The following is a 26,786-nucleotide window of genomic DNA, read 5'->3' as shown; positions in this document are numbered from 1 at the left end:
TTTAACCGCAGCCGGCTTTTCTTAGGCTTTTAGCACGTAAATAATTAAACAAATCCACCCGGCAATAAAAGCCACTCCGCCTAAAGGAGTTACGGCCCCAAGCCAGGAAATGCCAGAAAGCGACAGCACATACAGGCTGCCGGAAAATAAAACAATTCCTGCAAACAACAGCCATCCGGACCATCCCAACAGCGCTGATCCTCCGCCGGTATAAGCTGCTACAGCGCCGATAGCGATCAGTCCCAGGGAATGATACATATGATACTGCGCTCCGGTATTATACGTTTCAAGCATCCGGTTCGACAGCCGGCCTTCCAGGCCGTGGGCACCGAACGCCCCCATTCCCACTGCCAACGCAGCGTTTACTGCCCCTAACACAACGAGTACTTTCCACAGCATGCCTAAGTCTCCTTCTTAATTAAAAATCCAGTAGATTACCTTCCGTTGACGGAATATCTTTTTCCTCTTCCACCGTTTCACGGCTCGGCCTCGATGCTGCAGGCTTTTCCGGGGCAGGAGCCGCAGCTTTTGGCTGCGGAGGTTCTGCAGCCGGGCGCTGTGCTTCCCCGGCCCTGGAAGAAAGCAGAATATCACAATAGTTTCGAAGCGTTCTTGCGTGCTCCTGCAGCGCCCGCTCGTCTCCCTTTTCCCCCTGCTCTGCGAGCTGGAGCAGTTCCTCTTCCATTTTTTCAATCACGGTCTGAACAGATATCTGCATAGGCTCTGCCCTCCCTTTCTCTGCTTCAAAGCATTCACAATTGGAATTCTGTCAAATTATATCATATGTACAGCCCGCAGCCCTATGTTTCTCCTTATTGTCACGAGACGTTCGCAATTTTCCGGCAGATAGTATAAAAAAACTGCCGAACCGAAAAATTCGGCCCGGCAGACTGTTCTTTTACCGACTAAATTCGTTTTGAATTTCATGCATCTTCTGCACTTTGTTTTCCCAGCATTTCGGGCTTAAATCAACTGGATATTCTTCAGGATTTAACGACCGTTTGTATTCTTCCCATAAAAGCGGCAGATTTGATTGCATATAGGCCTGGATATCTGTCATGGAAGGGAGACTGTAAACCAGCTTACCATCTTTGAATATTGTTTCATGAAGATTCACCGCTTTGAAATTCTGAACTTTTTTGCTGATATACGTGTGCACCGGATGGAACATGTGCAGCTCCTCCTGCTCGTTTGGCTCTTCCCCGGAAAGCGTAATGTAATCCCCTTCCGAGCGTTTGTTTTCAGTATTTATTATCCGATAAACATTTTTCACGCCCGGGGTAGTCATTTTTTCCAGATTGCCCGATTTTTTTGCTCCAATTTTCATCGTATCACGCATGTCACCATTATTATTCTCAATCGCCACAAGCTTGTATACAGCTCCAAGAGCAGGCTGGTCATACCCGGTGATAAGCTTGGTACCGATACCCCACGTATCAATTTCTGCCCCCTGGGATTTTAAATTGGTAATTGTATATTCATCCAGGTCTCCGGAGGCAATAATCTGGGTGTCGGTAAAGCCGGCCTCATCGAGCATTCTTCTTGCTTCTTTGGACAGGTAGGCCAGATCCCCGCTGTCGAGACGCACGCCTTTGAAGCGGATATTTTCACCCATCTCTTTTGCGACCTTGATGGCATTAGGTACTCCCGAGCGGAGAGTGTCGTACGTATCCACTAAAAATACGCAATCCGTGTGGTGCTCGGCATACATTTTAAAGGCTTCATACTCTGTTTCACATGCCTGTACCATAGAATGCGCATGTGTGCCCGCTGTAGGAAGCCCGAATACTTTTCCGGCCCTGACATTGCTCGTTACTTCAAAACCGCCGACAAAAGCCGCTCTGCTCCCCCACAGCCCGGCGTCAAGCTCCTGGGCCCGGCGCAGACCGAAATCCATCGCTCGTCCGTCTCCACCCGTCACCTGTTTAATGCGGGCTGCTTTCGTAGCGATCAGTGTCTGGTAGTTCACCATGTTTAACAGCGCGGTTTCAATCAGCTGGGCTTCTCCGAGCGGCGCTTCTACTTTGATCATCGGCTCGTTGCCGAAGACAAGCTCGCCTTCCTTCATCGCATAAACACTGCCGGTAAACCGGAGTTCCGCTAAATAGGAAAGAAAATCTTCCCCGTAGCCTGCTTCTTCCCGCAGATAAGTAAGGTCTTCCTTTGTCATCCGGAAATTTTCCAAAAAGTGTACGACCCGTTCCAACCCGGCAAATACGCCAAACCCATTGCCGAACGGGAGCTCCCGAAAATATAGATCAAATACGGCTTTCCGGGTATGCATGCCGCTCCGCCAATACGTTTCCACCATATTCACCTGATATAAATCGGTATGGAGCGATAAACTGTCATCTTCATAGCGTGTCATTCCAGTCCCCCCTTTTAAATCCTGTTATTTGTACTTGCCTGAGTCGTGTTTGCACTACTTGTACTTTTTCACTTCTTCTTTCCATTGAAACCCGTTTCCCTCTTGTCCCGGGTACATTTACATTTAAAAAAGAGCCCGCCCTGAATCAGGTGCGGACTCTTATACGTCTGCGTTTACTTCTCTACAAGTTCATAGCCGTAGGCTTCGATCTTCGCATAGTCTTCTTCGTCAATCACCCAGTACTGGCCATCGTTATTGCGGACAATTACTTCCTTTTCCGATGCGTCTTCACGGGCGTTTTCAAGCTCGTCGAATTTTTTCGCCGGTACTTGAATATCTTCTACTATGATAAATGACATGAATAAAACACCTCCGTTGTTTCGAAAGTGTTCCCGTTCACTTCTTTATTCAAACAGATATAAAGAATTTTTTTAAAAAAGGGACTTTTTTATTAATCCGGATTCTGCCGTAATTTCTCAGCTTGAATTCTTATCCCGGACGGAGAGCACGGCTTTGATACCGGCAATATTTAACCCCTGGTCGATAAGCTCTTTGATTTCCTGACACCGATCAATATCATTCATCGAAAACAGGCGCTGGTTTCCCTGATTTCGCTCTGGATTGATCAACCCCTGTTCTTCGTAGTAACGGATTTGGCGAGCTGACAATGATGTGATTTCTTGTACCACGCTAATGGGAAAACAAGCAGCATTACGAGGAATATTACCCTTCACCGCGCCCTCCTCCTTTATAAATTTTTTCAGCCTGCCGTAAGGGGTTACCTCCGGCGGTGGCTGAGATGTGCATATACGTCCTGAAGTGTCTCATAGCCAAGCTCCTGTACCGTCTGGATGGAGCGTGTCCAGAGCTCAGCCGCCATAATGGCATCCCCGAGAGCATTGTGTCTTCCTTTTATCGGGATGTCGTAATAGTTGCAACAGTCATCGAGCGAACGAAATTCAAAATCCGGGGCAGCAATACTGAACACAAACGAAGTATCGAGCAGACGATGCTGCAGGTTCGTCCCCATCGTCCGGTACGTATACTTCTGCAGAAACTTTCGTTCATGGGAGGCGTGATGCGCTACGAGTATATCCGCCTGGGCAAACTGATAAAACTGCTCGAGAGCTTCGCTGATCGATTGGCCGTCTGCTTCCAATTCCTCCGCTGTTAAACCGGTGACTTCGCTTACCTCCGGGGACACAGCCTCTGGTTCATGGACAAGCGTATAAAAGGCATCGTCCCGGACCAGCCGGTTGTGTTTAATTTTAATCGCTCCCATCGACAATATCTTATCTCCGGCATCTGCGTTAAAGCCCGAGGTTTCCAGATCAAGGACGGTGACGTTCAGTGAAGACAGCGATTTCTGCAGAGGCTGCTCTGCCTTTACATCTTTTTGCAGCTGACGCATAAAAGACTGATGCTGGGGATTCGTGGAGTCCAGACCGCCAAATCGACTAGAAATACTGCGCATCCATTGAAACATCTAAAAATCACCCGACTCCATGATTTTTTTTGTGTGCTGAAACAAGTGTTTTCCTTCTTTTAATGCAGATTTCAGCTCGGACTTCTGGGCTTTCGAAAGCTGCTGCAGCGGCACGTAGTGAACATCTTCATAAACATTCTGTTTCCTGGAAAATGAAGCCCGCAGCTCCAGCAGATTTTTAAAATGCACGTCCTTGCCCTTCACATAGGAATATTTTTCCGACACCTGCCGGATGCGTTCTATCGTGGAGGAAGCATGAATCCCCTCATGGATCGCAAGCAGACGCAGAGCATGAACGTATGGGAAAAATCCAACATCTTTGATGTGCATCGAGCCTGCGTACTGCCCTTTTTCTTCCGGGAGAAGCTGGCCGAAAGCGTTGAGCCCCTTGTGCAGGTACGCAGTGTTTTCGGATAATCGCTTTAATACGTCTCGCTGGCCGGCCTGCTCGAAGACATGCTCCTTTACTTCCTCAAGAAGCTCATCTTCCCCCACCAGCGTCCTGGCATCGATAAAGGTGAGCAGGTGGCGGAACGGCCCCCATTCATCGGCTTCAATCCAGCCATCCACCTGCTTTTTCCACCCTTCCACCCCGTGGCACCAGCGTTTGTGCGAAGCCATAACCAGCCCTTCACAGCGCGGGTATCCAACAATCGCCATTCCTTCACGTATTTCTGCTCCGAGGCCGAGAAAGTAATCCTGGTGTTCGTCGTCTGTCCCTTCAAAAACAATACCATGATCCTGATCACTGAACTTCGCCTGCTCCTGTCTTCCCGCGCTTCCCATAAGAAAAAAAGCAAAGTGAGCAGGAAGGTCTCCCCGCTCACTCTGGTGATGATGAACAGCAAGAGTAACCGTTTCTGAAATCCACATATCGTGGGCTTCATTAAGCTTTACTAGCTCTCCCGCCAAATCGTCCATCTTCTCTTCTTTGTCTTTTTTTATTTCTTCATAGCTCTTAAAGGAAGGTTCTGCTGAAAATCCCTGTGCTTGTGAGAATGAAGAATTCGACATAATTTATGCTCCTGTTCTTTCCGAAGAATTGTCTGTGGTAGGCTGCACGTTTTCCGGGTACCCGTATGCACCGTGCTCACTCATATCAAGACCCATGATTTCTTCTTCTTCCGATACGCGAAGGCCGCCGATGATCGATTTTGTAATTAAGAGAATAATGTAAGAAGCGATGAGTGCAAACAGGCCGCAAGCTACGACACTGATTGCTTGAACACCCAGCTGGGTCAGCCCGCCGCCGTAGAATAAACCGGCACGGCCGCCGTTCATTTCAGCAAGCTGCGGTGTAGCAAAGAAACCGGTGGAAAGCGTACCCCAGATACCAGCCATACCGTGAACTGAAAGGGCGAAAATTGGATCATCGATGTTACGTTTTTCAAAGAAACGAACGCTGAAGAAGCAGAGTATTCCACCAATTGCGCCGATAACCACGGATGCCCATGGAGCTACAAATGCGCAGGAAGCGGTAATTGCTACAAGTCCTGCCAGTGCTCCGTTCAGCATGCTTGGTACGTCTGCTTTCCCGAGCACAGCCCAGGCAATCAGAAGTGCTGCAAAAGCACCCGCCGCCGCTGCCAGCTGTGTATTCATTGCAACGTAGCCAAAGAAACCGTCCGCTACACCGAAGGTACTCGCTCCGTTAAAGCCGAACCAGCCGACCCACAGGAAAAGCACCCCTAAAGCAGTAAACACCTGGTTATGACCTGGAAGATTGTTGACCGAACCGTCTTTATTGTATTTCCCAATACGCGGCTTAAGTAAAATTGTTGCCGCAAGAGCACCCATCGCACCAGTCAAATGGACTACTGTGGAACCGGCAAAGTCCTGTTTGCCAAGACCGGAAATCCAGCCGCCGCCCCAGATCCAGTGTGCAATTATTGGATACACAATGGCAGAGAATAAAATAGCGAAGACTACGTAAGCTGCAAGCTTCGCACGTTCAGCGAAACCGCCAAAAGCAATCGTAAGGGCAATCGCCGCAAATGCGAGCTGGAAGATAAAGTCGATGGCAGGCGTTAAACCGTCTGCGGTGCTTGCGTCCCCGTAAAAGAAGTTCGAAAGCCCGATGATGCCTCCAACGTCGTTACCGTAGATAAAACCGTACCCGACAGCCCAGAAGACAAGTGAGGAAATCCCCAGTGTAAAGATTGTTTTTCCTGCAATGTGACCCGCGTTTTTCATCCGGGTCGAACCTGCTTCCAATAGAATAAATCCACCCTGCATAAGAATAACTAAAATAAATCCAAGCATAACCCAAAGGTTATCAAGTAATACTATCGGATCCACGTTTTTTCCCCCTCTGTTATTATCGTGCAAGATTCATGTGAACTTAGCTAACATCTTGCGTTAAATAGTATTTTACCGTTTAAATTTTCAAAATCTAGTACTATGTAAGATAATCTTACACAAAAATGTCCTCCTTATGACTTAAAAATTCGAAAAATCAGTGATATGCAACGGGTTCAAAAGGTTTATTATTTTACGAAATAATTTTGTTTTCATTATTTTTGAAAGCGTTACCTTAAAATAATAGTCTTTTTATTTTTTCTCCAGCGTTTTCTCCCAAAAAAAGACGATAAAATTAATTATCGCCCCAGATGTCTATTTCTATTCAGTTCTGCTATACCGACTGTTTTTGAATAAGCCTCTGCAGCAGACGCACAAAAAATGGCAGGCAGAGAAACAACACGAGCACTCTTATAATATGGAGACTCGATACAAGAGTCGGTTCAAGATTTAAGGCAACCGCCGTGCTGCTCATCTCTGCTGCCCCTGCAGGGACTGTGCTGAGCAGACTCGTCACATACGGCAGACCCGTAGCAGCGTGAAACATTAGAGCGAGCAGCAGGCTGAAAATGAAGTAAAATCCGAGAAGCACCGCGCTTGGACGTCCGATCTCCTTTAATTTATAAAAGGTCGGACGGTCAAAACGAATACCGACCATCGCTCCGAGCAGAGCCTGACCGCTCCCGCCAATAACAGAGGGGAGTCCATTGTCTGTTGTCACCACCCAGTGGCCAACGACAAATCCAATTAGTAACCCGTAAAACAACGTTCCTGCCGGTACTTTATACAAATAATAAAGCAGAACCGTAGCCACAACGCAAATACCGAACACTCCCATTACTGCAGGAGAGACTTCGGATATCGCCGGTCCGGCACTTCCTATCGAGCCAATATCCGCCGGGGTCGTAAGACCGATAAAAATTGGTATCGTTAACACAAACAGCGTTATTCGCGTAGTGTGAAATGCCGCGACCATGCGGTTGTCAGCTCCGTAATCGCTGCTTAAGCCGATCACCTCCGAAGCGCCTCCCGGGACACAGCAAAAATAAGCCGTCAGCGGATCCAGATCCGTCCAGCGGTTCATCAGCCAGCCGAGACCAACGCCGAGCGCCATTGTTAAGCTGAGGGTAAGAATCAGCGGAAAAATATACTGTCCAAGAAGAGCAAAGATACCGGGCTCCATCATAAAACCAATGTTGCATCCAATCAAAGCAAGAACAGTGCGGAACGGCCAGCCATCAAATACGAGCCGTTTGTAAGCCATCCCGCAAACAATCCCTGTCACGAGCCCGCCAAGCAGCCATCCTGCCGGCAGCTGTAAGTAGGTAAACAAGCTGCCTGTTAGTACGGCAGCTGCTAATAATAAAAGTTTTGTCCGCTTCATCCTGATGCCTTCTTTCCTCATTCATCCATATCGGTTAATATTATAGCATCCTGATGAAATTGAAAAACCTTCCCGCTATTTCCTGCATTAATTGCATTTTATTCACAGCAGAGGAGTTTGAATGGGAATGGCGGAGGCTATACGAAACGTATTATTCGCTCAAAGGAGGAAATTATGACTGCCAGTATTTACAACATTGAGGCCGTCCAGGCTGATGGCACAGAAAAAACGCTGAACGAGTACAGGGGAGAGGTACTGCTGATTGTCAACACTGCTTCAGAATGCGGCTTCACTCCGCAGTACGAAGAATTGGAGGAGCTGTATCAACGATACAAAAACCGTGGCTTTCAGGTACTCGGCTTTCCTTCGAACGACTTTGGCGGCCAGGAGCCGGACACTATTGAAAATATCACGGAATTCTGCGAAACCAATTACGGGGTCAGCTTCGATATTTTTGATAAGATCCATGCCAAAGGAAACGAAAAACATCCCCTGTTCGACTGGCTTCTGGAGCAGACGAGCCCAGACCGTGAGATCGAATGGAATTTTGAGAAGTTTCTTGTTTCCCGCCACGGCGAAGTTCTCGGCAGCTTTAAAAGCAGTACAAAACCGACCGATCCGCAAATAACGAGCATGATTGAAACTGGCCTTCAGCAGTCTTAAAGATGGTAAACATAAAAAAGCAGCCGGCATAGCGAATATGCCGGCTGCTTTACTTCATTATTTTGTCGTTGACGCGTAATCGAACTCATCCGGGTGCAGACCATAACGGGCATCTTCATTCATGCCGTTGATCGTGTCCATGTCTTTCGTATCGAGTTCAAAATCGAACACTTCTGCATTAGAGCGGATTCGTTCGGCTGTAACAGACTTAGGAATAGATACAACCTTATTTTGAAGGGCCCACCGTACCAGAACCTGCGCCGGCGTTTTGCCATGCTTGTCAGCAATTTCTTTCACCGCATCGTGTTCAAGAAGATCGCCTTTCCCAAGCGGTCTCCAGCCTTCAAGCTGAATATCATGGCTTTGGCAGTATTCTAACAGGGCTTTTTGGAAAAGACGCGGATGAAACTCCACCTGGTTCAGCATCGGCGTGATTTCTGCTGTTTTCAGCAGCTCTTCGAGGTGCTGTTCGGTAAAGTTACTGACTCCTATGGCACGTACTTTGCCGTCTTTATACAGCTTCTCAAGCGCTCCCCAGGTTTCTTTGAACTTTCCGGGAACCGGCCAATGGATCAAATAAAGGTCCACTACATCAACGCCGAGTTTTTTACGGGAGCGCTCAAAGGCTTCCAGCGCTTCGTCAAAGCCGTGTTCATTGTTCCACAGCTTTGTGGTGATAAACAATTCATCACGCGGCACTCCGCTTTCCTGAATCGCTTCTCCGACGCTTTCTTCGTTGTCATAAAAGGAAGCGGTGTCGATGGAGCGATAGCCTGCCTGCAGGGCGGTTAAAACAGCATTTTTTACTTCTTCACCTTTTTCTGCCTGATAGACGCCAAGGCCTAACCACGGCATTTTTACTCCATTTGCTAAGGTTGTTACAGATGTTTGAATACTCATGTACGATCTTCCTCCTCTGTTGGAATACACCAGTCAATTTCCGGACGCCCGGCCTCTTTCAAAAACTGATTGGTTTTTGAGAACGGGCGGCTTCCAAAGAATCCTTTATTAGCGGAAAACGGACTCGGATGTGGAGATTTAATGACTAAGTGATGCTCATTTGTAATAAGCTCTTCTTTTGCCTGAGCATGGCGGCCCCATAAAATGAATACCACGGGATACTCTTTTTCGTTAGTCTGCCGGATTACTTCATTTGTGAAGGTTTCCCATCCTTGTCCTTTGTGCGAATTCGCTTCCCCTTTTCGCACTGTAAGTACTGTGTTCAGCAGAAGCACTCCCTGCTTTGCCCAGGAAACGAGGGAACCATGACGCGGTTTTTCACAGCCCAGGTCTTCTTCCAGCTCTGCATGGATGTTTTTCAGCGATGGGGGGATGGAAACATCCGGATTTACGGAAAAACTTAACCCGTGGGCCTGCTTCGGCCCGTGGTAGGGGTCCTGACCAAGAATAACCACTTTTGTATTCTCGTATCCTGTATAATGCAGCGCATTAAAAATATCGTGCATATCAGGATAGACGGTCTTTTCCTGGTATTCTTTTTTTAAAAATTCCCGCAGCTCCTGATAGTACTCTTTTTCGAATTCCTTTTCGAGCACAGGAGCCCAGTCATTCTGCAGAATTTCCATAGCCGCGTCGACTCCTTCGCCTGCTGATTTCTTTTACTGTATGCTCTAAATCCTTAATATCCTTTTTTTAGAAAGATCAAACGTAAGCAGTCCGGGAAATGTCAATAGAATGCCACTCCTGTTCATTGTTTTTGCTTCACAGTCGCGTTACGATAAAAAAGACGATAATGTGATCTGGTATAGTGAAGGAGCGGCAGCCCATGAATGAAACTGATACAGTGGCGACCCAGCCAAGAAGCCTTAAAGCCATCATTTCCTTAGTCCTGGGGTTTGATGCATTCATTTTTCTTGTAATTCTTTTTCCTTTCAGTGTAATTTTCGGTATTATTGGTTTGTGGACCGGGATTAAAGCATTAAAGGACATTAAAAACTATCATTACCGCGGAAGAAAAGCAGCATTGGCCGGAGTCATTTTCAGCTTAATTGGAACGATAATAGGAGCTATCATTACGTTAAATGTTTTTGTATTATGATAAAAGTATCGGCGCTTTTAGGTTTTTTGCACCTAAAAGCGCCGAATTTTTGTCCGTAAAGTAAAGCATCCCTGCAAAAAAAAGCAGCTGCCTATAAAAAGAAATGGCCGGCAAACAAATACTTGTTTATCCTTCTCACCGGCAGTACTATATAACTATTAAATACATTTTATTAGGAGGTTATATGAACAAAAAGATTATACCTGTCGTAGGTCTTGTTTCCTTATTCATGCTTTCAGCCTGCAGTACTTCTATAGAGACCGAAGCTGCTTCAGGGTCTTCTGTGAAGGAAGAACTGCAGGAAATAAAGGAAAAGAACGAGAAACTGAAAACAAAAGTGTCCAATCTGCAGGAAAAAAATGAAGAACTCCGCGAGAAAAAGAACAGTCTAAAAGAAAAGAAAACAAATCTAAAGGAAAAGAACCAGAATTTACTGGAAGAAAACGAAGAGCTTAAGGAAGAAAACGCAGAATTAAAAGAAGAAGCAGGGGCCTTCAACGAGGAGGAAGAAGAGACAGAAGCTTCATCCGATTCCAGCGAAGAGACAGACGGAAGCTACACGAACGTTATCGCTTCGATTACTGAAGAAGAGGCAGAGACCCGTATTAAAGAAAATGCAGAGAGCGACTGGCCTGACGACTACGTCATGCAGGATTTCGTCATAGAGGAGCAGAGAGCTGCCTACGAGAGCTTATCAGAGCTTTCCATCGACACAGGTACAAAGGAAACGCTTCTGCAAAACGCTTACGACGACTGGGGCTATGATTTTGTTATGGTCGAATTCGCCTATGAAGAACAGTTAAGCGCCTACAATAATTAACTGTTAAACAAGCGCCTGCTCCTTTAAGAGTAAGCGCTTTTTACATTCCTTTTACTTATGGTACGGGCTACCCGCATTAATTTGTACTACACGGTAGATCTGCTCTGTAAGCATCAGGCGTATTAATTGGTGGGGGAAGGTTAACGCAGAAAATGACCATTTGAAATCCGCCCGCTTTAACACTTCTGCGGATAGGCCGAGCGATCCACCGATGACAAAAACAATTGTACTCGTCCCCTGGACGGCTAAATCCTGGAAGGTTGCAGCCAGCTGTTCAGAAGAAATCATTCTGCCTTCCGGCTCAAGAGCAATCACGTATCCCCGTTCAGGAATCTTTTTGAGAATGCGTTCGCCCTCTGTATTCTTTACCTGCTCATTTTCCTTATCACTGGCCTGCTCCGGTGTTTTTTCATCCTTTACTTCAACAATTTCCAAGGAGCCCTGCCTGCTCAGTCTTTTTTTATATTCTGCGATTCCTTCATTGATGAATGTTTCTTTGCATTTACCGACGGCAATAATCAATATATTCACAAGTCTTTTCCCTCCAGCTTATTTTTCCACAGAAATTGTCCACATATTCACAAGTGAACGAGCCTAAATTGACAAGATATATTCTGCTTTTTCTCCCCGATACTCACAGGGTGTGGATATTTTTTCGCTTTCATCCACAATCCTATCCACACCCACAGCTATACTTTTTTCATTTTACAATACGTCATCCAATGATTATCTTATATGTTCTTTACAGCAGTATAGCAAGGGTTTGTCCCTCTTTCTCCATACAATTTTCTTAGCGTCTATTGTAGCATATATTTTCTTCAGTTCGACCATATCTATATTTATCCACAAAAAAAGAGCCTTCAATGGAAGGCCCTGAATTGATTTATTCACCTGTGGATGCTGTCTGTGTTAATTCTATATCCGTTGTCTGCTCTTCCCCGTTCCGGTAATACGTTATAGTAACTGTATCTCCGATTTCGGTGCTGTTATAGAGATAATTCCTGAGGTCGCTGCCTCCCTGTACTTCTTCGCCGTCAATTTGAGTGATCACATCGTTTTGTTCGAGTCCTGCCTCCTGCGCGTCAGAATTTGGCTGGACCTGGGTCACGTACACTCCGTGATCCACATCTTCCGGAAGTCCCAGCTCTTCTGTCCAGTTGTAGCTTGACAGTTCAGAAATTGATTGAATAGCAACACCCAGCTGCGGGCGTTCTACTTCGCCGTCTTCTTCTAAATCTTCAATGATTGGCACTGCCACTGATGTTGGAATCGAAAACCCGATGCCTTCCACCGAAGACTGGGCAATTTTCATCGAATTAATGCCGATGACCTGACCTGAGCTGTTGACCAAAGGACCACCACTGTTGCCGGGGTTGATCGCTGCATCCGTCTGCATGACGTCTGCTTCCCAGTCATCCTGTCCATCCCCGTCGTAATCCACCGGAATACTGCGATCCTTCGCGCTGATGATTCCCTCTGTCACTGTTCGTGACAGATCTGTGCCGAGCGGATTCCCAATAGCGATTGCCTGATCACCTACCTGCAGGTCATCCGAACTGCCAAAATCAGCTACCGTGTCTATCTGTCCGCCATCTACTTTTAACACGGCCAGATCAGTATAAGGGTCAGTACCGACAATCTCTGCTTCCAGCCGGGTATCATCCTCTAAGCTGATTTCTACTGAATTTGCCCCTTCTACTACATGGTTGTTGGTAACAATAAACGCTGAGCCGTTTTCCTTTTTATAAATAACGCCAGAGCCGGTCCCCTGTTCGACAGAGTCTTCGCCCTGGTCCTCGCTGCCCTGAATACCGGCGTTTTCTGACTGAACCTGATTAAACACTCCGACTACAGCCCCGGAAACCTCGTTTGCTGCTGCTGTTACCGTGCCAGCCTCTGCACTGACTTCTTCCGTAGAGACGTCGGATCCGGAACCGTTGTCCGATAAATCTGCCGTCCCGTCAATCGTTTCAGTATTTTCCCCTGAAACCGAATCATATATAAACGGTGCTGATACTGTCATTACCCCTGCACCGAGAATTGCCCCCACAAAGCCCGCGATACCTACATTTCTGCGACTTTTCTTTTGCTTCTGACTTTCTTTTCTTGCATGATCATCATAATAACCCATATTCCGACACTTCCTTTTTCATAAGATACCGGGGCTGATTTCAGTGCTTTTGACATATACTGAAATGAAGACCCTTTATCATACCCGTCTCGGGTGCCGGGATGTATGTTTATTGTACGAAGAAAAAGCACGCCCCGTCCAGTAAAAGGGTGTGCTTTTGATAATTTTTTACGTTTATAGAGAATACCCCTAAGGTGTACCATATATATTGGTTTAAAGGGTATGCAGGCTTGTAGGAAGAAATGGATCCGTATCGTAGAGGTGAAACGTATGACCTATTCCTGTTTCCTCTTCTTCAAGCACCTGCTTTACCGTCATCCGTGCCAGATCTTTCATGTTATTGTCCCGGCTTAAATGCGCGAGATAGATTCTGCTCGTCCGCTCTCCGACAATATCCGCGAGCGCATAAGCGGAATCCTCGTTCGACACGTGTCCGGAATCACCCAGAATTCGTTTTTTAACATTCCAGGGATAGCGGCCCATACGAAGCAGATTAATGTCGTGGTTTGATTCAAAAACGTACGCATCGGCATTTTTTACCGTGCCTTTGATCTGGTCGCTGACGTATCCCATATCTGTGGCAAGCGCCAGTTTTTTGCCTTCATGGTGAAACACAAAAAACATAGGATCTGCTGCATCGTGCGAAACGTGGAACGGCTCAAGCTCAATATTGCCAAATGCAGCCGGCTGATTTCGGTCAAGGTGAAATTTCTGTTCCAGGGGCACCTTCCCGATAAGCCCTTCCATCGCCTGCCACGTTTTTACGTTGGCATAGACCGGCAGCTGGTATTTCCGGCTTAATACCCCGACGCTTTTAATATGATCGCTGTGTTCATGGGTAACTATCAGCGCGTCCAAAGCTGCTGGATCCACACCGATCGCATTTAAATTTTCCACTATTTTTTTGCCGCTCAAGCCTGCATCAATCAACAAACGCTGCTTCCCAGTCTGTACGTAAATAGCATTGCCTGTACTGCCGCTGGCAAGTACACTGAACTGCAGTGTCATTCTATCCTCCTGCTTTCCCTATTCATTAGCCGGTGCTTCTTCCCCGTTTTCCGCTGAACCATCTTCTTCAGCATCTTCTTCCGGGTCAGAGTCATTTTCCGGCACCTCCGGTTCGACCATGATATCCTCTTCGCCGTTATTCTCCATTACCTGCTCCCATGATTGGACGCGCTGGGTTCTGGCATTCACCAGGTACCTCGATTCTCCGTTTACTTCCACAATATACATCGGTGTATATAAATAAACGTTTTCTCCCTGAGGTGTAACCTGGTTAAAGTAACCGACGCTCACATCGCTCACCGTATCGTTTGTCTGCAGAATACCGTTGCTCGGGTTCCCCAGGGCTTCAATAGCATCCTCCGGAGGAATGGTGCTGTCTGCCGGAGTGGCATCGAGCTCAAAATACGACTGTCGGAAGCCCACAATCTCGTCCTGGTCGTTAAACACCAGCTCAAGCTGGGCAGATGTTTCCGGTTTATAAATCTGCTTGTCGTCAAACGTCTGATAATAGTACTGCCTGTTTAACTCTTCATCCATCTGACCCTGTTCATAATCGTCTGCACTCCAGACATAGTCGCTTAAAAAGGAGGCCAGATCCTCGTTCCGGTTAGCTTCAGATATTTCCACCGGTTCCTCGAGCGTAGCACTCATTCCAATCAATCGTTCGTTTGATATATACGTAATTTCACTAATGTTTGAGTTGTCTTCTACCTTTTGAGAGCGGCTCCCGCCTTCAAAATCCACGTAGCTTGCTTCTAGATGAAGCTGTTCAATCCGGTCCGGCAGATCATCCTCTGGATACCCATAGAGCCGCTGTTCTGATTCCTCACCGCCTGTCTGGGAGGCAGAGCTTTCCTGGTAATTGGTCTGCTGTTCTAAATAACTCGAAAGCAAAAATGTATTAAGAAGCAGGAAAACAATAATAAAAATGGTCTTTGTTCTCGCCCAGTCCATCTTATTCTCCTCCTTCTTCGTTATCGTCTCCGCCAAAATCCACTGGAGACCAGCTGCCGTCGCAGCGGACAAACCACCCGGGCTCCATGTCATAATAGCCGGAATTTTCCCCGTTTCTTGAAATGCTGTAGCCGATTTGTATATCTTCAATCAGCGAAGAACTGCACTGCTCCTGTACAGCATCGAGCGTTTCTTCCCCGGTAGGAAGATCGGTGGAGACACCAGCATCCCCGGTCCTGACCGGGTTATTTTCCAAATCAAACAGCGGCCGGGAATACCCACTTGTCTGCGTGCCTACATTCGACACCTGAATGGAAGCAAAATCACTGCCATTGGAGTCCCGAAAGACTGGCAGACCGCCTTTATTCATTCTGAAGGTAACCGTTGTTTCCCCGTCCAGGGTGGTGGAATCATAATACTGGTAATTATCCGACCAGCCGGCATGATTATTCACGAACTCGAAGGAAGAAACAAGGCTGCTTGTATCATTACCGTCTGTCTGCTCCGAATAGGTTGGGTTGGCATAACGAAGGTAATCCCCGGCATTATTAATCCGCAGCTCTCTCGTGCCGTCTGTGAGGACTTCCGATGAATCATAGTTGTACGTCTGAAGGTTTTGGCCATTTCCTTCCGGCAGCAACACCTGCTGAAAGCTGTTGGCTGATAAACTCGTGGAAGCATAGGTATAATTCGTCCGGGATCCCGGATCTTCGGGAATATAAATATGCTTTTCGTACCCGTTTTCATCAGCACTGTAAGTAAGCATGTTTTCGTATTCCGAGAGATACCGTTCATGCTCCACATCGCTTTTATCCAGGCTGGTGTTGCTGTTTACAACTACACCCTGATCGTAGGAAACAAACGCAGCGTTCAGTTCTTCACTTGCCGGTGAAGCTGTTAATATAATCCGGTCAATCGAGCCATCCAGGATGCTGGATGCTTCATCGCTTTCATCTTCAAAGCTGAACAGTTCATTGATCATCGACCACGATACCGACGACGGAAATACAAGCTCCATCGAATATTCTGCTGAAGAGACGTTTTCGTACAGCTCATCATGCTCCAGGTCAGTCGCTGATGTTTCTGTGATGCTTGCCTCTTCGAGCTGCCGGAAGGCTTTGTCCAGGTCAGTTGAAGCCTGGTCCTCGGTCATGAGAACACTTCTGCCATTTGAACGCACTACTCCCTGATTCGGCCGGACGATTTCACCTGCTTCCCGGGTCTCTGCTATTTCTGTCGTTTCCTGTACGGTTTCAGAGGAATTGACGCTATCATATTCGGGCTGAAACGACCAGTTCTGCCAGGTAAGAAGCAGACTGCCTATTACTAAAATCGTTAACACCCAGGATTTGATTGTTTCTTTCATGATCCAGCCTCCGCTTTATTAATCACTGAATATGGCAGCGTAATTAATATAGTGGTTCCTTTTTTCCATTCACTGTCAGCCGCAATTCTTCCGCCGTGCGCATGGATAAATTCCTTGGCAATCGCAAGACCCAGTCCGGTGCCCCCGAGGTTTCTCGCTCTCGCTTTATCCACCCGGTAAAACCGGTCAAAAATACGGTGCTGGCTTTCTTTTGGAATGCCTACACCCTGATCGCTGATTTCCACGTCTACAGCATCGGCACGAGTAAACATCTGCACACTGATTTCCCCGCCATCCGGCGAGTACTTCACGGCATTTGAAAGCACGTTATCAAAGACTTGATAAATCCTGTCTTTGTCCATATCTACGTATACCGGGTAGGAAGGGACTTCTTTATAGAAAGCAATATTTTTATCCTTGTTAATCATTTCAAAGCGTTCAATCACCTGATTAATCATTTCAGACAGGTCCACAGTAAAAAAGTCCAGGCTGATTTCGTCACTGTCCATCCGCGAAAGCTGAAGCAGGTCGTTCACGAGCCGGATCATTCGGTCCGTTTCGTTCTGGGTCACCTGTAAAAAGCGGGGTCCCAGATTTTCATCCTGCATCGCTCCGTCTTCGAGAGCTTCCATGTAGCTCTTCAGCGTAGTCAGCGGAGTTCTTAATTCGTGAGAAACATTTGATACAAATTCCCGGCGCTCTCTTTCGATCTTTTCCTGCTCCGTGACATCATGAAGCACGGTAATCAGACCAGTAACCGGTCCGTCTTCGTTTCGCACGATGGAAAAGTTGGCCTGCAGCAGAAAATCCTGTTCCTCGCTGCTGAAATCCAGCATAATCGCTTCATTATAATCATACAGATCACTCGATGTCAGCGTCTCAGACAAATGCAGAGCTTCTGTAATGTACGTGCCTTCCATTTCGTCGCTGTTTTTGTTTAACAGCTGCTCAGCGCGTTTGTTCATCAAAATGATGCGCCCGAGTTCATCAGTGGCTATAACCCCGTCTGTCATATGGGTCAAAACCGAGCTTAATTTCTTCCTTTCATCCTCGGTGCTTGCCTGGCTCTCTTTTAGTTTCAGCGTCAGCTGGTTAAAGGAATGGGCCAGCTGCCCGATTTCATCGTTGCCGTACACGCGGACTCTGCGGGAAAAGTCTCCTTCCCCCATAATTTTAGCCTGGCGCTGCATGTCCGCGATAGGTCTTGTAATCGTGCGGGCCAGCAAAATACCAAGGATGGCGTTTAAAATCAGCACAATAATGCTCGCTGCAATTAAAATACTGCTGATGTCATTTACCAGGCTGTATACGCTCGACATGTCGGAACGCACGTACAATACACCCAGAATTTCTCCATCTTCTTCGATCGGCCGCACAATTAAGCTGACCCTGTGGCCGCTGTCGGCCTCCCAGCGCACTTCTTCAAGCGTGTTCCCTAATAACGCCCGCTGCACAAGGTCATCGTTCGATTGGTTATTGACGATATCCTGCTCGTTTATATTCGACGTGCCTAAAATAATTTGATTGGAGCCGATCACCCTGGCTTCCGGACTCGAATGGCCCGGGTCATTGTTTGCTCCTGAATTGGCAAACTGGCTTAATAAACTGTCGATATCCTCCTGAACCGTATTATCGTCTTCTCCTCGACTCTGTGTCAGTTCTTCCTGCACATTATACTCCAGAAGATCGGTCTGCTCGGCGAGCGTATCATTAAAATTTTCCACGAGCGTGTCTTCAAGGGCGCTCGTGAAAAATACGGTAATGAACTGCATCGCTACAAAAATCAGCAGCACGAAGATCAAAATGAGTTTAAAATGAATCGATTTGAAAAAATCGATAATCTTCATACATTACTTCTCCTGTTCTGGATGTTTTAAGTAGTACCCAACACCACGTCTTGTCACAATCCACTCAGGGAAGCTCGGATTGTCTTCTACTTTCTCTCTCAAACGGCGCACCGTTACATCCACGGTACGTACGTCCCCAAAGTAATCATAGCCCCACACGGCCTGCAGAAGATGCTCTCTTGTCATTACCTGGCCGATATGCCGGCCGAGGTAGAGAACCAGTTCAAACTCACGATGCGTAAGGTCTATCGGCTCGCCGCGTTTTGTTACTAAATACGCATCCGGGTCTACGAGAAGGTCACCAATTTTTATAGCATTCTGCGGCTCGGTGCTGCCTTCTTCCGCTGCCGGCTGCTTCCTGCGGAGATTGGCTTTAACTCTGGCAAGAAGCTCCCGGTTGCTGAACGGTTTGGTTACATAGTCATCTGCTCCAAGTTCAAGGCCTAGCACCTTATCGATCTCCCCGTCTTTAGCAGTTAACATGATGATGGGCATATCAAACCGCTTCCGGACTTCTCTGCATACTTCCATGCCGTCCTTGTTAGGAAGCATGACGTCAAGAAGAATCAGATCCGGACCGAAATCATCCACCTTTTCTAAAGCTTCGTCGCCGTCATATGCACAAACAACCTGAAACCCTTCTTTTTGAAGATTAAATTCTAATATATCAGCAATTGGCTGTTCATCATCGACTACTAATATTTTCTCATCCATGTTCCCACCGCTCCATTCCTCAAATGTGAAAAGGCATAAATTCAGTCATCTATGTGTAGTAACTCCCTGCAAAGGTATGCCTCTTTATGTTTATTGCAAAATATTTAAGAGGATTACAATTCTCTTTCACATTGTAACACAGCTCTTTATCTGTTCCTATCGAGGCCTGAAGCCTGTGAAAAAAGCGCCTGGACGTCAAAGTCCAGGCGCTGGTTATTTATAAAAATGGTGGCTCGAGACGGAATCGAACCGCCGACACGAGGATTTTCAGTCCACTGCTCTACCGACTGAGCTATCGAGCCATGCTAAAAGGAATACTTTTGCTTAATTGATGCTCTTGCTTTTAGATCCACTGTCCTTACCCTCATCCTTTGCTTATTCGATGAAGCAATTCGGGACGTACAACTCGCAGAATGCTCGGAGAAGCTTTGCTTGTTGCTCTACCGACTGATCTGACTGGCCATGAGTGAATCAGGAAAATAAAATGGCGGGCCTGACGGGATTTGAACCCGCGATCTCCTGCGTGACAGGCAGGCATGTTAACCACTACACCACAGGCCCTTTTTAAAAAGAATACACTGCGAATTTTCTCGTCTGCTGCTTTCGTTGGCTGCAGTCACGTACGCTTTGTACGTTCCTTTGCTCTCTCCCTGGCATACTCAACCTTCTGGTGTCTTCTTTCCAAAAATGAGTAAGGGGGAATACACTGCGAATCTTATCGTTTGTTTCAGTTCTGTTCATTTTCTGCTTGATAAGAAAATGGTGACCCGTACGGGATTCGAACCCGTGTTACCGCCGTGAAAGGGCGGTGTCTTAACCACTTGACCAACGGGCCTTTCATGGTGAGCCATGGAGGATTCGAACCTCCGACCCTCTGATTAAAAGTCAGATGCTCTACCAACTGAGCTAATGGCTCCTAATATGAAGAAATTGTCGCTGTGGATAACGACAACATGAGTAATATTATCACGTCACAGATGCAATTTCAACTAGTTTTACATGAAAAAAGTGATTCGTTGAAAAAAGCATCCGCCTCTATGGCAGATGCTTAGTGGTTTTTATTGGATAGCCCATACACCGCGGACCATATTTGTCTGATTCCGGTCCGGGCCTACTGAGAAAATGCTGATAGGAATGTTGGTCAGCTGGGAAATACGTTCAATGTAATGACGGGCATTTACTGGAAGATCCCCGAGCGACGAAGCACCGGTGATGTCTTCTGTCCAGCCCGGCAGCTCTTCATAAATCGGCTCGCACTCTGCAAGTACCTTCAGGCTCGCAGGGAATTCTTCCATAATCTCTCCCCGGTACTTATAGGCCTTGCATATTTTGAGCGTTTCAATACCGGTCAAAACATCAATGGAATTTAAAGATAAATCGGTGATCCCACTCACCCTGCGGGCATGACGCACGACTACGCTGTCGAACCAGCCGACACGGCGGGGCCGGCCGGTAGTGGTCCCGTATTCGTTTCCGACTTCACGAATCTGGTCCCCGATTTCGTCAGACAGCTCTGTTGGAAACGGGCCGTCGCCAACGCGGGTCGTGTATGCTTTGGAAACGCCCACCACGTGCTGAATTTTGGACGGTCCTACTCCCGAACCGATAGTTACGCCGCCAGCGATAGGATTTGAGGAAGTGACAAAGGGATACGTGCCCTGGTCGATATCAAGCATCACGCCCTGCGCACCTTCAAACAGCACCCGGCGGCCTTTATCGATCGCTTCATTCAACTCTACCGATGTATCGCAGACATACTTCGCAAAGAACTGGCCATACTCATAGTATTCATCCAGAATATCTTCAAGCTCAAACCCTTCTGCGTCATACATTCTTTCGAGCAGACGGTTCTTTTCTTTCAAATTCCGCGACAGTTTTTCCCGGAATTCATCTTTATCCAGAAGGTCAGCAATACGGATGCCTACGCGGGCAGCTTTATCCATATAAGCCGGGCCAATGCCTTTACGGGTCGTTCCAATTTTATTTGTGCCTTTGCTGTCTTCTTCCACGGCGTCGAGACGCAGATGGTAAGGAAGAATAACGTGGGCACGGTTGCTGATACGCAGGTTGCTTGTATCAACGCCGCGCTCATGCAGATATTCCAGCTCTTCAACGAGCGCTTTCGGATCAATAACCATTCCGTTTCCGATGACACATGTTTTATTATCATAAAAAATTCCGGACGGAATTAAATGAAGCTTGTATTTAGTTCCTCCGAAGACAATCGTATGACCAGCGTTATTTCCACCCTGGTAACGGGCCACAACCTCCGCATTTTCTGATAAGTAATCCGTTACTTTTCCTTTTCCTTCGTCTCCCCACTGAGTTCCTACAATTACTATTGACGACACAGCGTCCACCTCCACAATCTCTCCTGCCGGCACCTTAGGCATATTTTTCTTGCTTATCCAATAACGTTCACTTGGCTTCATCTAAAGTTTTCATATTCTTATTTTATTATGGAGAAAATCCCTTAGATAGTCTATCAACCACGGCACACAAAGTCAATAAAACACGAACATTAAAAGTTTTATTTGCTTAATTTGTTCGCTTATACAAAAAGCCCGGAGTCTAAGCTCCGGGCGGGATCTGATTATCGTCGTGTCGCCGGTCCAAATTAACGAATTTATTATATTCTTTAATAAAAGCGAGCTCGGCCGTACCAACCGGCCCGTTACGCTGTTTGGCAATAATAATTTCAATGATATTCTGGTTTTCGGATTCCTGGTCATAGTAATCATCACGGTATAAAAACGATACAATATCTGCATCCTGCTCAATACTTCCGGATTCCCTTAAATCAGACATCATCGGGCGTTTATCCTGCCTGGATTCCACCCCGCGGGAAAGCTGGGAGAGCGCAATTACAGGGACCTCAAGTTCACGCGCAAGAGCTTTTAAATTACGGGAGATTTCCGAAACTTCCTGCTGGCGGCTTTCCCCGCCTCTGCTGCTTCCCTGGATCAGCTGCAGATAGTCAATCAGAATCATTCCAATACCCCGTTCCTGCTTCAAACGGAGGCATTTCGCACGTATATCGTTTACCCGTATGCCCGGGGAATCATCAATAAAAATGCCGGCTGAAGATAAGCTCCCCATCGCCATCGTCAGCTTTTCCCAGTCCTCTTCCTGAAGCGCACCGGTACGAAGACGGTTAGCATCAATGTTTCCCTCCGCACAGAGCATCCGCTGCACAAGCTGGGCAGCACCCATCTCCAGGCTGAAAATAGCCACATTTTCCTCGGTTTTTGTTGCAATGTTCTGGGCAATGTTTAAGGCAAAGGCCGTTTTCCCCATCGAAGGCCTCGCAGCCACAATCACCAGGTCACTGCGCTGAAATCCGGCAGTCATATGGTCGAGCTCGGCAAAGCCGCTCGCAATTCCGGTTACGTCATTTTCCCGGTTCTGCAGCATTTCAATATTGTCGTATGTTTCAATGAGTACATCTTTGATGGAAACGAAGGCAGACGAACGACGCTCCTGCGATACTTCCATTATAGTCTTTTCAGCTTCGTTAAGTACTTCCTCTACATCATGTTCTCCGCTGTAGCCTTCATTCACTATGTTAGTTGCCGCACGTATCAGCCGCCGCAGCAGGGACTTACTGTATACACCCTGACTGTAATAACCAACGTTGGCCGCTGTCGGTACAGCATTTGCCAGATCGGTAAGATAAGAAAGACCGCCGATTTCTTCGAGCACCTGTTTTGCCTGCAGTTCCGTGCTGACCGTAATAAGATCAACCGGCTCTCCCCGTTCAGACAGCTCAATCATCGTATTAAAAATACGCTGATGCGACTGACGATAGAAATCTTCCGGCATCAAATGCTCCGTGGCAGTAATGAGTGCTTCGCCCTCTAAAAAGACAGCACCTAAAACAGCCTGTTCTGCTTCAATATTCTGCGGGGGGACCCGTTCTGTGAAAATATCATTCATTGCTTTCACCTCTATAGAACGTGTTGAAAAAAAGAGCCTGGTTCTTACCCTCTGTTTATGACGGGGAAACAGGCTCTTTATTCATCCACGCAGCTGTTACTCTTCCGTCACGTGTACGTTTACGACAGCTGTGACTTCAGGATGAATCTTGATTGGTACTTTAGTGTAGCCAAGTGAACGAATTGGCTGGTCAATTTCTATTTTACGTTTATCCACTTTCATGTTCATGCTTTTCAGCTTTTCCGCAATCTGTTTTGTAGAAACCGCTCCGAACAAACGACCGCCTTCTCCTGCTTTGGCAGTAAGCTCTACGTCTGTTTTTTCGAGCTGCTCCTTAAACTTCTTCGCCTGCTCAAGCTCTTCCTGCTCACGTTCTTTTTGTTTTTTCTGTGTAGCTTCCAGGTCCCGCAGATTGCCTTTGCTCGCTTCTACAGCAAGGTCCTTCTTTAATAAATAGTTTCTGGCGTACCCTTCGGATACGTCTGCAACTTCACCTTTTTTTCCCTGGCCTTTTACGTCTTGTTTCAGTATGACTTTCATTCGGATGTGCCCCCTTGCAAATATTCATCAATGGCCTGCTTCAGGCGTTTTTCCGCTTCTTCAATCGTAGTATCGGTCAACTGCGTTGCCGCATTCGTTAAATGACCGCCTCCGCCTAAAGCTTCCATTATTAACTGCACGTTCACTTCACCAAGCGAACGGGCGCTGATACTAATTTTATCATCCTGACGCTTAGATATCACAAATGAACCTTTGATATCGTTCATCGTAAGCAGGGTATCTGCTGCCTGAGCGATTAAAATCTGGCCGTACATTTCATCTTCCGCAGCAGCGGCAACAGCCATGCCGTCACGGTAGACCTCCGCCCGCTCGATAAGATGCGACCGCTCCACGTATTGATCGAGATCTTCTTTTAAGAGCATCTGCACCATAGTCGTGTCGGCACCGTGCATTTTTAAAAATGAGGCTGCATCGAACGTTCTAGATCCGGTTCGGATGGCGAAGCTTTTCGTATCCACAATAATGCCTGCAAGCATCGCCGTTGCTTCAAGCACATCCATACTGAGCTTTTTCGGCTGATACTCCAGAAGCTCTGTTACAAGCTCGGCTGTGGATGAAGCGTACGGTTCCATATATACAAGCACCGGATCTTCAATGAATTCTTCTCCCCGGCGGTGATGATCAAGAACAATCGTACGGTTCACGCGGTCAATCAGCCGCGGCTCGATAACCATGGAGGGTTTGTGTGTATCCACGACAACAAGTAGCGTATGCTTCGTCACTTCATCCATCGCTTCTGACGGTGTAATAAATTGAGACCACAGGTATTCATGGTTTTCGATTTCTTCCATCAGCTTTTTCACGTCCGGATTAATTTCATCCGGATCTACGACGACATATGCATCTGTATTATTTACCTCAGCAATTTTAAGCACGCCAATCGCAGCACCAATAGCATCCATATCCGGATTTTTATGGCCCATCACAATGACCTGGTCGCTTTCGAGAACAAAATCACGCAGTGCGTGGGAAATAACTCTGGCGCGCACCCGGGTACGCTTTTCGACCGCATTGGACTTCCCCCCGTAAAAACGCACCTTTCCGTTCGCGTCCTTAATGGCTACCTGATCGCCTCCACGTCCGAGTGCGAGGTCGAGACTGGACTGGGCCAGGGAACCAAGCTCCTGCAGGGACGGCTCGCCCGAACCGATGCCGATGCTAAGGGTGATGGTTACCTTCTCTTTACTCGTAATATCACGTACGTAATCGAGCAGCTCAAACTTTGTCTGCTCAAGATGATCAAGGGCGTCCTGATTCATGATAGCAATAAACCGGTCTACAGCAATGCTGCGCAGTAAAATGTCATGATCCCCCGCCCACTCATTCAAAGCGGTAGTCACATGACTCATCAGCCGGCTTCTTGTCTGATCGTCCATGCCCTGGGTAACTTCAGTGAAATTATCCAAATAAATAAACGCCACAACTGATTTTTCTTTTTGATACATCGCCTGAATATCCGTCGTTTCAGTCATATCAAAAAAATACAGCAGCCGCTCTTCGCGGTGAATATAAACGGTATAATGACGATTTCTCATCGTTAAATGTATTTCGCTTTCCCCCTGCTTAATCGCTGCAGCCAGACGTTCAGATACAGTACTGATCGGTTTTCCCATGAACTCCTTCGGCAGGTAGGAAAGAATGAAGGGGTTCGCCCACTGTATCTGATAATTCTTATCATACAGCAGTATGCCGATAGGCATTTCGGTAACTGCTTCTTCCCCCGCCTTGTTCACACGGTGGGTCAGCGTAGATATATACCGTTCAAGCTCTTTTTCAAATGAACGCTCCGCCTGGATAACATAAATAGCCAAAGCTCCGAGCAGGACAAATCCTACAGCTCCTATTTCCCATTGAAACCAGGTGAGAAAGGCAAGTGCTATTCCGGCTAGTATGAACAATCCGACGATATGATAGCCGTACCACCGCCGTATTAAAAACTTCGGCATGTAACTCAACCCCTACTTCGTGTCGGTTTGAATGCGTTGCTTCAAGTTTAGACCTAAATCTATTATACCTAAAATGCGGGCCAAAAATAATGCTATTGTTGATAATAATATACTCCCGACGATAATGAGAACCCCGTAGTATTTCGGATAGGATTTAGCATGCAGGAAATAAAAGATCACGGTAAAGCCCTGAATCGCCACAGCCAGCTCCAAAAGAGGAAAAAGATTCATAACAACAATATACATAGCTGTGCCTTCTTCAAGCCCAATCAAAATAAATATGGAACCAGTCAAATAATACCATATGAGAGACCTCGGAAAATTCCAGTTTCGAAAAGCCGGAAACTGCTGGTAATCCATCCGGACACGCTTCAAAATAACATGAGCGAACACCTGGGTTATAAATGAAAGAATAATGCCTGTGCCAATAAGGAGCACCGGACCGATGTATTGAATCAGTGTAACCATCTCTGCTAAGGCATCCAGATTTGAGGTATTCTGATCGATACTCTCCATCATGCTTCTCGCCTGGGCAATAGATTCATTCAGTGTTTGCTGGATCAATTGGATCGGATCAATATTAAACAGAAGAACCGAACTTAAATAAAATAAAACCAGGCCGATGATATAAGCCACAGTCCCTGCAGCAAAAACGGCAAAAGCCGGCTTCTTTTGATGAATAAGCGCACCTGCTGCAATGCCCCCAAGACCGAAAATCAAAGCAGTCGGAAAACCAATACCACCCGTAAACAAAGTCGCAAGCAGCGCACAGACGATAAACATAAAAATGCCCGGCTTCCATCCGTTTCTTGCCACAAAAATAATAAACGGAAGCGGCATCGCTATCGTTAATATACTTCCGACGACCGGCACAAAGATCAGCAGCAGTACCAGCACCAGGAAAATAGCGCTAAAGACGGCTGCTTCTGCGACACTTCTAGCATTTTTCACGTCACGTTCACCTCATTTACAAAGGCAGTCAAATAAATGTACAGCAGCCGCCCAATTGCTTTCACTCCCACATTATCCCAGTGCTGCCTTTATCTCTTCGTATTCATGGAAATTCCATTCGTTCATTTTAGCTTATTCCCTTTCAAAAAGAAAGACGAACAGCCGAATAGTCAAAGGCTGTACATATCTAAAAAACGCTGACTTACGTCAGCGTTTCCAGATTGTTGAGAAACAAAATAAAAGCGTCATGTTTGTTCGTGGATCGTTCGATCCACGTTCTTTTTTGGCTGGTGC

At 46.8% G+C, this 26,786-nt stretch carries 26 protein-coding genes and 4 tRNA genes; 3 read left to right on the top strand and 27 right to left on the bottom strand.

Going from position 1 to position 26,786, the window contains the following annotated elements; all coding sequences use genetic code 11:
- Positions 1-21 precede the first annotated feature (21 nt).
- The 9 genes from ACTRXG_RS15710 to ACTRXG_RS15670 all read right to left on the bottom strand — a co-directional run bounded on the left by ACTRXG_RS15710 (position 22) and on the right by ACTRXG_RS15670 (position 7,536).
- Positions 22-399: a DUF423 domain-containing protein gene (locus ACTRXG_RS15710; protein WP_474285864.1), complete on the bottom strand. Its 378-nt coding sequence runs from the start codon at positions 397-399 to the stop codon at positions 22-24.
- 19 nt (positions 400-418) lie between these two features.
- A complete protein-coding gene (locus ACTRXG_RS15705; RefSeq protein ID WP_474261259.1) occupies positions 419-718 on the bottom strand; it encodes a DUF5327 family protein in 300 nt (99 codons plus the stop codon).
- A gap of 180 nt (positions 719-898) precedes the next feature.
- A complete protein-coding gene (locus tag ACTRXG_RS15700) occupies positions 899-2,368 on the bottom strand; it encodes a nicotinate phosphoribosyltransferase (protein WP_474285862.1) in 1,470 nt (489 codons plus the stop codon).
- Positions 2,369-2,541: 173 nt separating this feature from the next.
- Complete coding sequence (locus ACTRXG_RS15695; RefSeq protein ID WP_091615281.1) at positions 2,542-2,727, bottom strand: hypothetical protein; 186 nt, start codon at positions 2,725-2,727, stop codon at positions 2,542-2,544.
- Between the two features lie 117 nt (positions 2,728-2,844).
- Positions 2,845-3,102, bottom strand: coding sequence for a MerR family transcriptional regulator (locus ACTRXG_RS15690; RefSeq protein WP_022792987.1), 258 nt, complete (start codon positions 3,100-3,102; stop codon positions 2,845-2,847).
- 44 nt (positions 3,103-3,146) lie between these two features.
- Complete coding sequence (locus ACTRXG_RS15685) at positions 3,147-3,854, bottom strand: exonuclease domain-containing protein (RefSeq protein WP_091615278.1); 708 nt, start codon at positions 3,852-3,854, stop codon at positions 3,147-3,149.
- The gene (locus tag ACTRXG_RS15680; RefSeq protein ID WP_474285861.1) at positions 3,855-4,868 is read right to left on the bottom strand and encodes a DUF294 nucleotidyltransferase-like domain-containing protein; all 1,014 of its coding nucleotides are present in this window, start codon (positions 4,866-4,868) and stop codon (positions 3,855-3,857) included.
- Positions 4,869-4,871: 3 nt separating this feature from the next.
- A complete protein-coding gene (locus tag ACTRXG_RS15675; RefSeq protein ID WP_474261256.1) occupies positions 4,872-6,152 on the bottom strand; it encodes an ammonium transporter in 1,281 nt (426 codons plus the stop codon).
- Between the two features lie 334 nt (positions 6,153-6,486).
- Entirely contained in the window at positions 6,487-7,536 is a 1,050-nt protein-coding gene (locus ACTRXG_RS15670) for an AbrB family transcriptional regulator (RefSeq protein WP_474285859.1), read from the bottom strand.
- A 174-nt stretch (positions 7,537-7,710) separates the two neighbouring features.
- On the opposite strand from ACTRXG_RS15670, the gene ACTRXG_RS15665 reads away from it, so the two are divergent.
- A complete protein-coding gene (locus ACTRXG_RS15665; protein WP_474282695.1) occupies positions 7,711-8,199 on the top strand; it encodes a glutathione peroxidase in 489 nt (162 codons plus the stop codon).
- Between the two features lie 57 nt (positions 8,200-8,256).
- Here the strand turns inward: ACTRXG_RS15665 and ACTRXG_RS15660 are convergent, their stop codons facing one another.
- Both ACTRXG_RS15660 and ACTRXG_RS15655 read right to left on the bottom strand, forming a co-directional pair.
- Complete coding sequence (locus ACTRXG_RS15660) at positions 8,257-9,099, bottom strand: aldo/keto reductase (RefSeq protein ID WP_474261253.1); 843 nt, start codon at positions 9,097-9,099, stop codon at positions 8,257-8,259.
- On the bottom strand, positions 9,096-9,785 hold the full coding sequence (locus tag ACTRXG_RS15655; RefSeq protein WP_474282698.1) for a uracil-DNA glycosylase: 690 nt from the start codon (positions 9,783-9,785) through the stop codon (positions 9,096-9,098). Before ACTRXG_RS15655 ends, ACTRXG_RS15660 begins: the two co-directional genes overlap by 4 nt.
- 200 nt (positions 9,786-9,985) lie before the next feature.
- On the opposite strand from ACTRXG_RS15655, the gene ACTRXG_RS15650 reads away from it, so the two are divergent.
- A complete protein-coding gene (locus ACTRXG_RS15650; RefSeq protein ID WP_474261251.1) occupies positions 9,986-10,258 on the top strand; it encodes a DUF4190 domain-containing protein in 273 nt (90 codons plus the stop codon).
- 184 nt (positions 10,259-10,442) lie between these two features.
- Positions 10,443-11,078, top strand: coding sequence for a hypothetical protein (locus ACTRXG_RS15645; protein ID WP_474285857.1), 636 nt, complete (start codon positions 10,443-10,445; stop codon positions 11,076-11,078).
- Positions 11,079-11,129: 51 nt separating this feature from the next.
- Here the strand turns inward: ACTRXG_RS15645 and rlmH are convergent, their stop codons facing one another.
- The 16 genes from rlmH to ACTRXG_RS15565 all read right to left on the bottom strand — a co-directional run bounded on the left by rlmH (position 11,130) and on the right by ACTRXG_RS15565 (position 26,492).
- Positions 11,130-11,609 carry a 23S rRNA (pseudouridine(1915)-N(3))-methyltransferase RlmH gene (gene rlmH, locus ACTRXG_RS15640; protein ID WP_474285856.1) on the bottom strand — a complete coding sequence of 160 codons (480 nt, stop codon included), beginning with the start codon at positions 11,607-11,609 and terminating at the stop codon, positions 11,130-11,132.
- 352 nt (positions 11,610-11,961) lie between these two features.
- Positions 11,962-13,209, bottom strand: coding sequence for a S1C family serine protease (locus tag ACTRXG_RS15635; protein WP_474285854.1), 1,248 nt, complete (start codon positions 13,207-13,209; stop codon positions 11,962-11,964).
- 213 nt (positions 13,210-13,422) lie between these two features.
- The gene (locus ACTRXG_RS15630) at positions 13,423-14,217 is read right to left on the bottom strand and encodes an MBL fold metallo-hydrolase (RefSeq protein ID WP_474261247.1); all 795 of its coding nucleotides are present in this window, start codon (positions 14,215-14,217) and stop codon (positions 13,423-13,425) included.
- Between the two features lie 18 nt (positions 14,218-14,235).
- Positions 14,236-15,171 carry a two-component system regulatory protein YycI gene (gene yycI, locus ACTRXG_RS15625; RefSeq protein WP_474285853.1) on the bottom strand — a complete coding sequence of 312 codons (936 nt, stop codon included), beginning with the start codon at positions 15,169-15,171 and terminating at the stop codon, positions 14,236-14,238.
- Position 15,172: 1 nt separating this feature from the next.
- Positions 15,173-16,537, bottom strand: a complete 1,365-nt coding sequence (locus ACTRXG_RS15620) for a YycH family regulatory protein (protein ID WP_474285851.1) — start codon at positions 16,535-16,537, stop codon at positions 15,173-15,175.
- Positions 16,534-18,384: a cell wall metabolism sensor histidine kinase WalK gene (gene walK / locus ACTRXG_RS15615; RefSeq protein ID WP_474285850.1), complete on the bottom strand. Its 1,851-nt coding sequence runs from the start codon at positions 18,382-18,384 to the stop codon at positions 16,534-16,536. The genes ACTRXG_RS15620 and walK overlap by 4 nt, the downstream gene beginning before the upstream one ends.
- Positions 18,385-18,387: 3 nt before the next feature.
- Complete coding sequence (gene yycF / locus ACTRXG_RS15610; RefSeq protein WP_474285848.1) at positions 18,388-19,098, bottom strand: response regulator YycF; 711 nt, start codon at positions 19,096-19,098, stop codon at positions 18,388-18,390.
- A 226-nt stretch (positions 19,099-19,324) separates the two neighbouring features.
- Positions 19,325-19,400: transfer RNA gene (locus ACTRXG_RS15605), tRNA-Phe, on the bottom strand.
- Positions 19,401-19,583: 183 nt separating this feature from the next.
- Positions 19,584-19,659 (bottom strand) — tRNA-Asp (locus ACTRXG_RS15600).
- 199 nt (positions 19,660-19,858) lie between these two features.
- Positions 19,859-19,933, bottom strand: a tRNA-Glu gene (locus ACTRXG_RS15595).
- 5 nt (positions 19,934-19,938) lie between these two features.
- Positions 19,939-20,014, bottom strand: a tRNA-Lys gene (locus ACTRXG_RS15590).
- Positions 20,015-20,156: 142 nt separating this feature from the next.
- Positions 20,157-21,449: an adenylosuccinate synthase gene (locus tag ACTRXG_RS15585; RefSeq protein ID WP_474285866.1), complete on the bottom strand. Its 1,293-nt coding sequence runs from the start codon at positions 21,447-21,449 to the stop codon at positions 20,157-20,159.
- A gap of 220 nt (positions 21,450-21,669) precedes the next feature.
- The gene (gene dnaB / locus ACTRXG_RS15580) at positions 21,670-23,034 is read right to left on the bottom strand and encodes a replicative DNA helicase (RefSeq protein ID WP_474261243.1); all 1,365 of its coding nucleotides are present in this window, start codon (positions 23,032-23,034) and stop codon (positions 21,670-21,672) included.
- Between the two features lie 96 nt (positions 23,035-23,130).
- On the bottom strand, positions 23,131-23,574 hold the full coding sequence (gene rplI / locus ACTRXG_RS15575; protein ID WP_474282710.1) for a 50S ribosomal protein L9: 444 nt from the start codon (positions 23,572-23,574) through the stop codon (positions 23,131-23,133).
- Entirely contained in the window at positions 23,571-25,541 is a 1,971-nt protein-coding gene (locus ACTRXG_RS15570) for a DHH family phosphoesterase (RefSeq protein WP_474261241.1), read from the bottom strand. The genes rplI and ACTRXG_RS15570 overlap by 4 nt, the downstream gene beginning before the upstream one ends.
- A 12-nt stretch (positions 25,542-25,553) precedes the next feature.
- Positions 25,554-26,492, bottom strand: coding sequence for a YybS family protein (locus ACTRXG_RS15565; RefSeq protein ID WP_474261240.1), 939 nt, complete (start codon positions 26,490-26,492; stop codon positions 25,554-25,556).
- Between the last annotated feature and the right edge of the window lie 294 nt (positions 26,493-26,786).

The organism is Marinococcus sp. LNSP9103-4 (assembly GCF_056034345.1).
Note: the sequence above shows the minus strand (reverse complement) of the source record. Positions and strands in the feature narration are given on the sequence as shown.

What these genes read in the sequence shown, in the direction of transcription:
- ACTRXG_RS15695 (WP_091615281.1), bottom strand. Translation starts at nt 2,727, where the DNA reads ATGTCATTTATCATAGTAGAAGATATTCAAGTACCGGCGAAAAAATTC.
- ACTRXG_RS15680 (WP_474285861.1), bottom strand. Translation starts at nt 4,868, where the DNA reads ATGTCGAATTCTTCATTCTCACAAGCACAGGGATTTTCAGCAGAACCT.
- ACTRXG_RS15655 (WP_474282698.1), bottom strand. Translation starts at nt 9,785, where the DNA reads ATGGAAATTCTGCAGAATGACTGGGCTCCTGTGCTCGAAAAGGAATTC.
- ACTRXG_RS15630 (WP_474261247.1), bottom strand. Translation starts at nt 14,217, where the DNA reads ATGACACTGCAGTTCAGTGTACTTGCCAGCGGCAGTACAGGCAATGCT.
- ACTRXG_RS15685 (WP_091615278.1), bottom strand. Translation starts at nt 3,854, where the DNA reads ATGTTTCAATGGATGCGCAGTATTTCTAGTCGATTTGGCGGTCTGGAC.
- ACTRXG_RS15570 (WP_474261241.1), bottom strand. Translation starts at nt 25,541, where the DNA reads ATGCCGAAGTTTTTAATACGGCGGTGGTACGGCTATCATATCGTCGGA.
- ACTRXG_RS15645 (WP_474285857.1), top strand. Translation starts at nt 10,443, where the DNA reads ATGAACAAAAAGATTATACCTGTCGTAGGTCTTGTTTCCTTATTCATG.
- dnaB (WP_474261243.1), bottom strand. Translation starts at nt 23,034, where the DNA reads ATGAATGATATTTTCACAGAACGGGTCCCCCCGCAGAATATTGAAGCA.
- rplI (WP_474282710.1), bottom strand. Translation starts at nt 23,574, where the DNA reads ATGAAAGTCATACTGAAACAAGACGTAAAAGGCCAGGGAAAAAAAGGT.
- yycI (WP_474285853.1), bottom strand. Translation starts at nt 15,171, where the DNA reads ATGGACTGGGCGAGAACAAAGACCATTTTTATTATTGTTTTCCTGCTT.
- ACTRXG_RS15650 (WP_474261251.1), top strand. Translation starts at nt 9,986, where the DNA reads ATGAATGAAACTGATACAGTGGCGACCCAGCCAAGAAGCCTTAAAGCC.
- ACTRXG_RS15670 (WP_474285859.1), bottom strand. Translation starts at nt 7,536, where the DNA reads ATGAAGCGGACAAAACTTTTATTATTAGCAGCTGCCGTACTAACAGGC.
- ACTRXG_RS15635 (WP_474285854.1), bottom strand. Translation starts at nt 13,209, where the DNA reads ATGGGTTATTATGATGATCATGCAAGAAAAGAAAGTCAGAAGCAAAAG.
- yycF (WP_474285848.1), bottom strand. Translation starts at nt 19,098, where the DNA reads ATGGATGAGAAAATATTAGTAGTCGATGATGAACAGCCAATTGCTGAT.
- ACTRXG_RS15620 (WP_474285851.1), bottom strand. Translation starts at nt 16,537, where the DNA reads ATGAAAGAAACAATCAAATCCTGGGTGTTAACGATTTTAGTAATAGGC.
- ACTRXG_RS15700 (WP_474285862.1), bottom strand. Translation starts at nt 2,368, where the DNA reads ATGACACGCTATGAAGATGACAGTTTATCGCTCCATACCGATTTATAT.
- ACTRXG_RS15660 (WP_474261253.1), bottom strand. Translation starts at nt 9,099, where the DNA reads ATGAGTATTCAAACATCTGTAACAACCTTAGCAAATGGAGTAAAAATG.
- ACTRXG_RS15710 (WP_474285864.1), bottom strand. Translation starts at nt 399, where the DNA reads ATGCTGTGGAAAGTACTCGTTGTGTTAGGGGCAGTAAACGCTGCGTTG.
- ACTRXG_RS15705 (WP_474261259.1), bottom strand. Translation starts at nt 718, where the DNA reads ATGCAGATATCTGTTCAGACCGTGATTGAAAAAATGGAAGAGGAACTG.
- ACTRXG_RS15665 (WP_474282695.1), top strand. Translation starts at nt 7,711, where the DNA reads ATGACTGCCAGTATTTACAACATTGAGGCCGTCCAGGCTGATGGCACA.
- walK (WP_474285850.1), bottom strand. Translation starts at nt 18,384, where the DNA reads ATGAAGATTATCGATTTTTTCAAATCGATTCATTTTAAACTCATTTTG.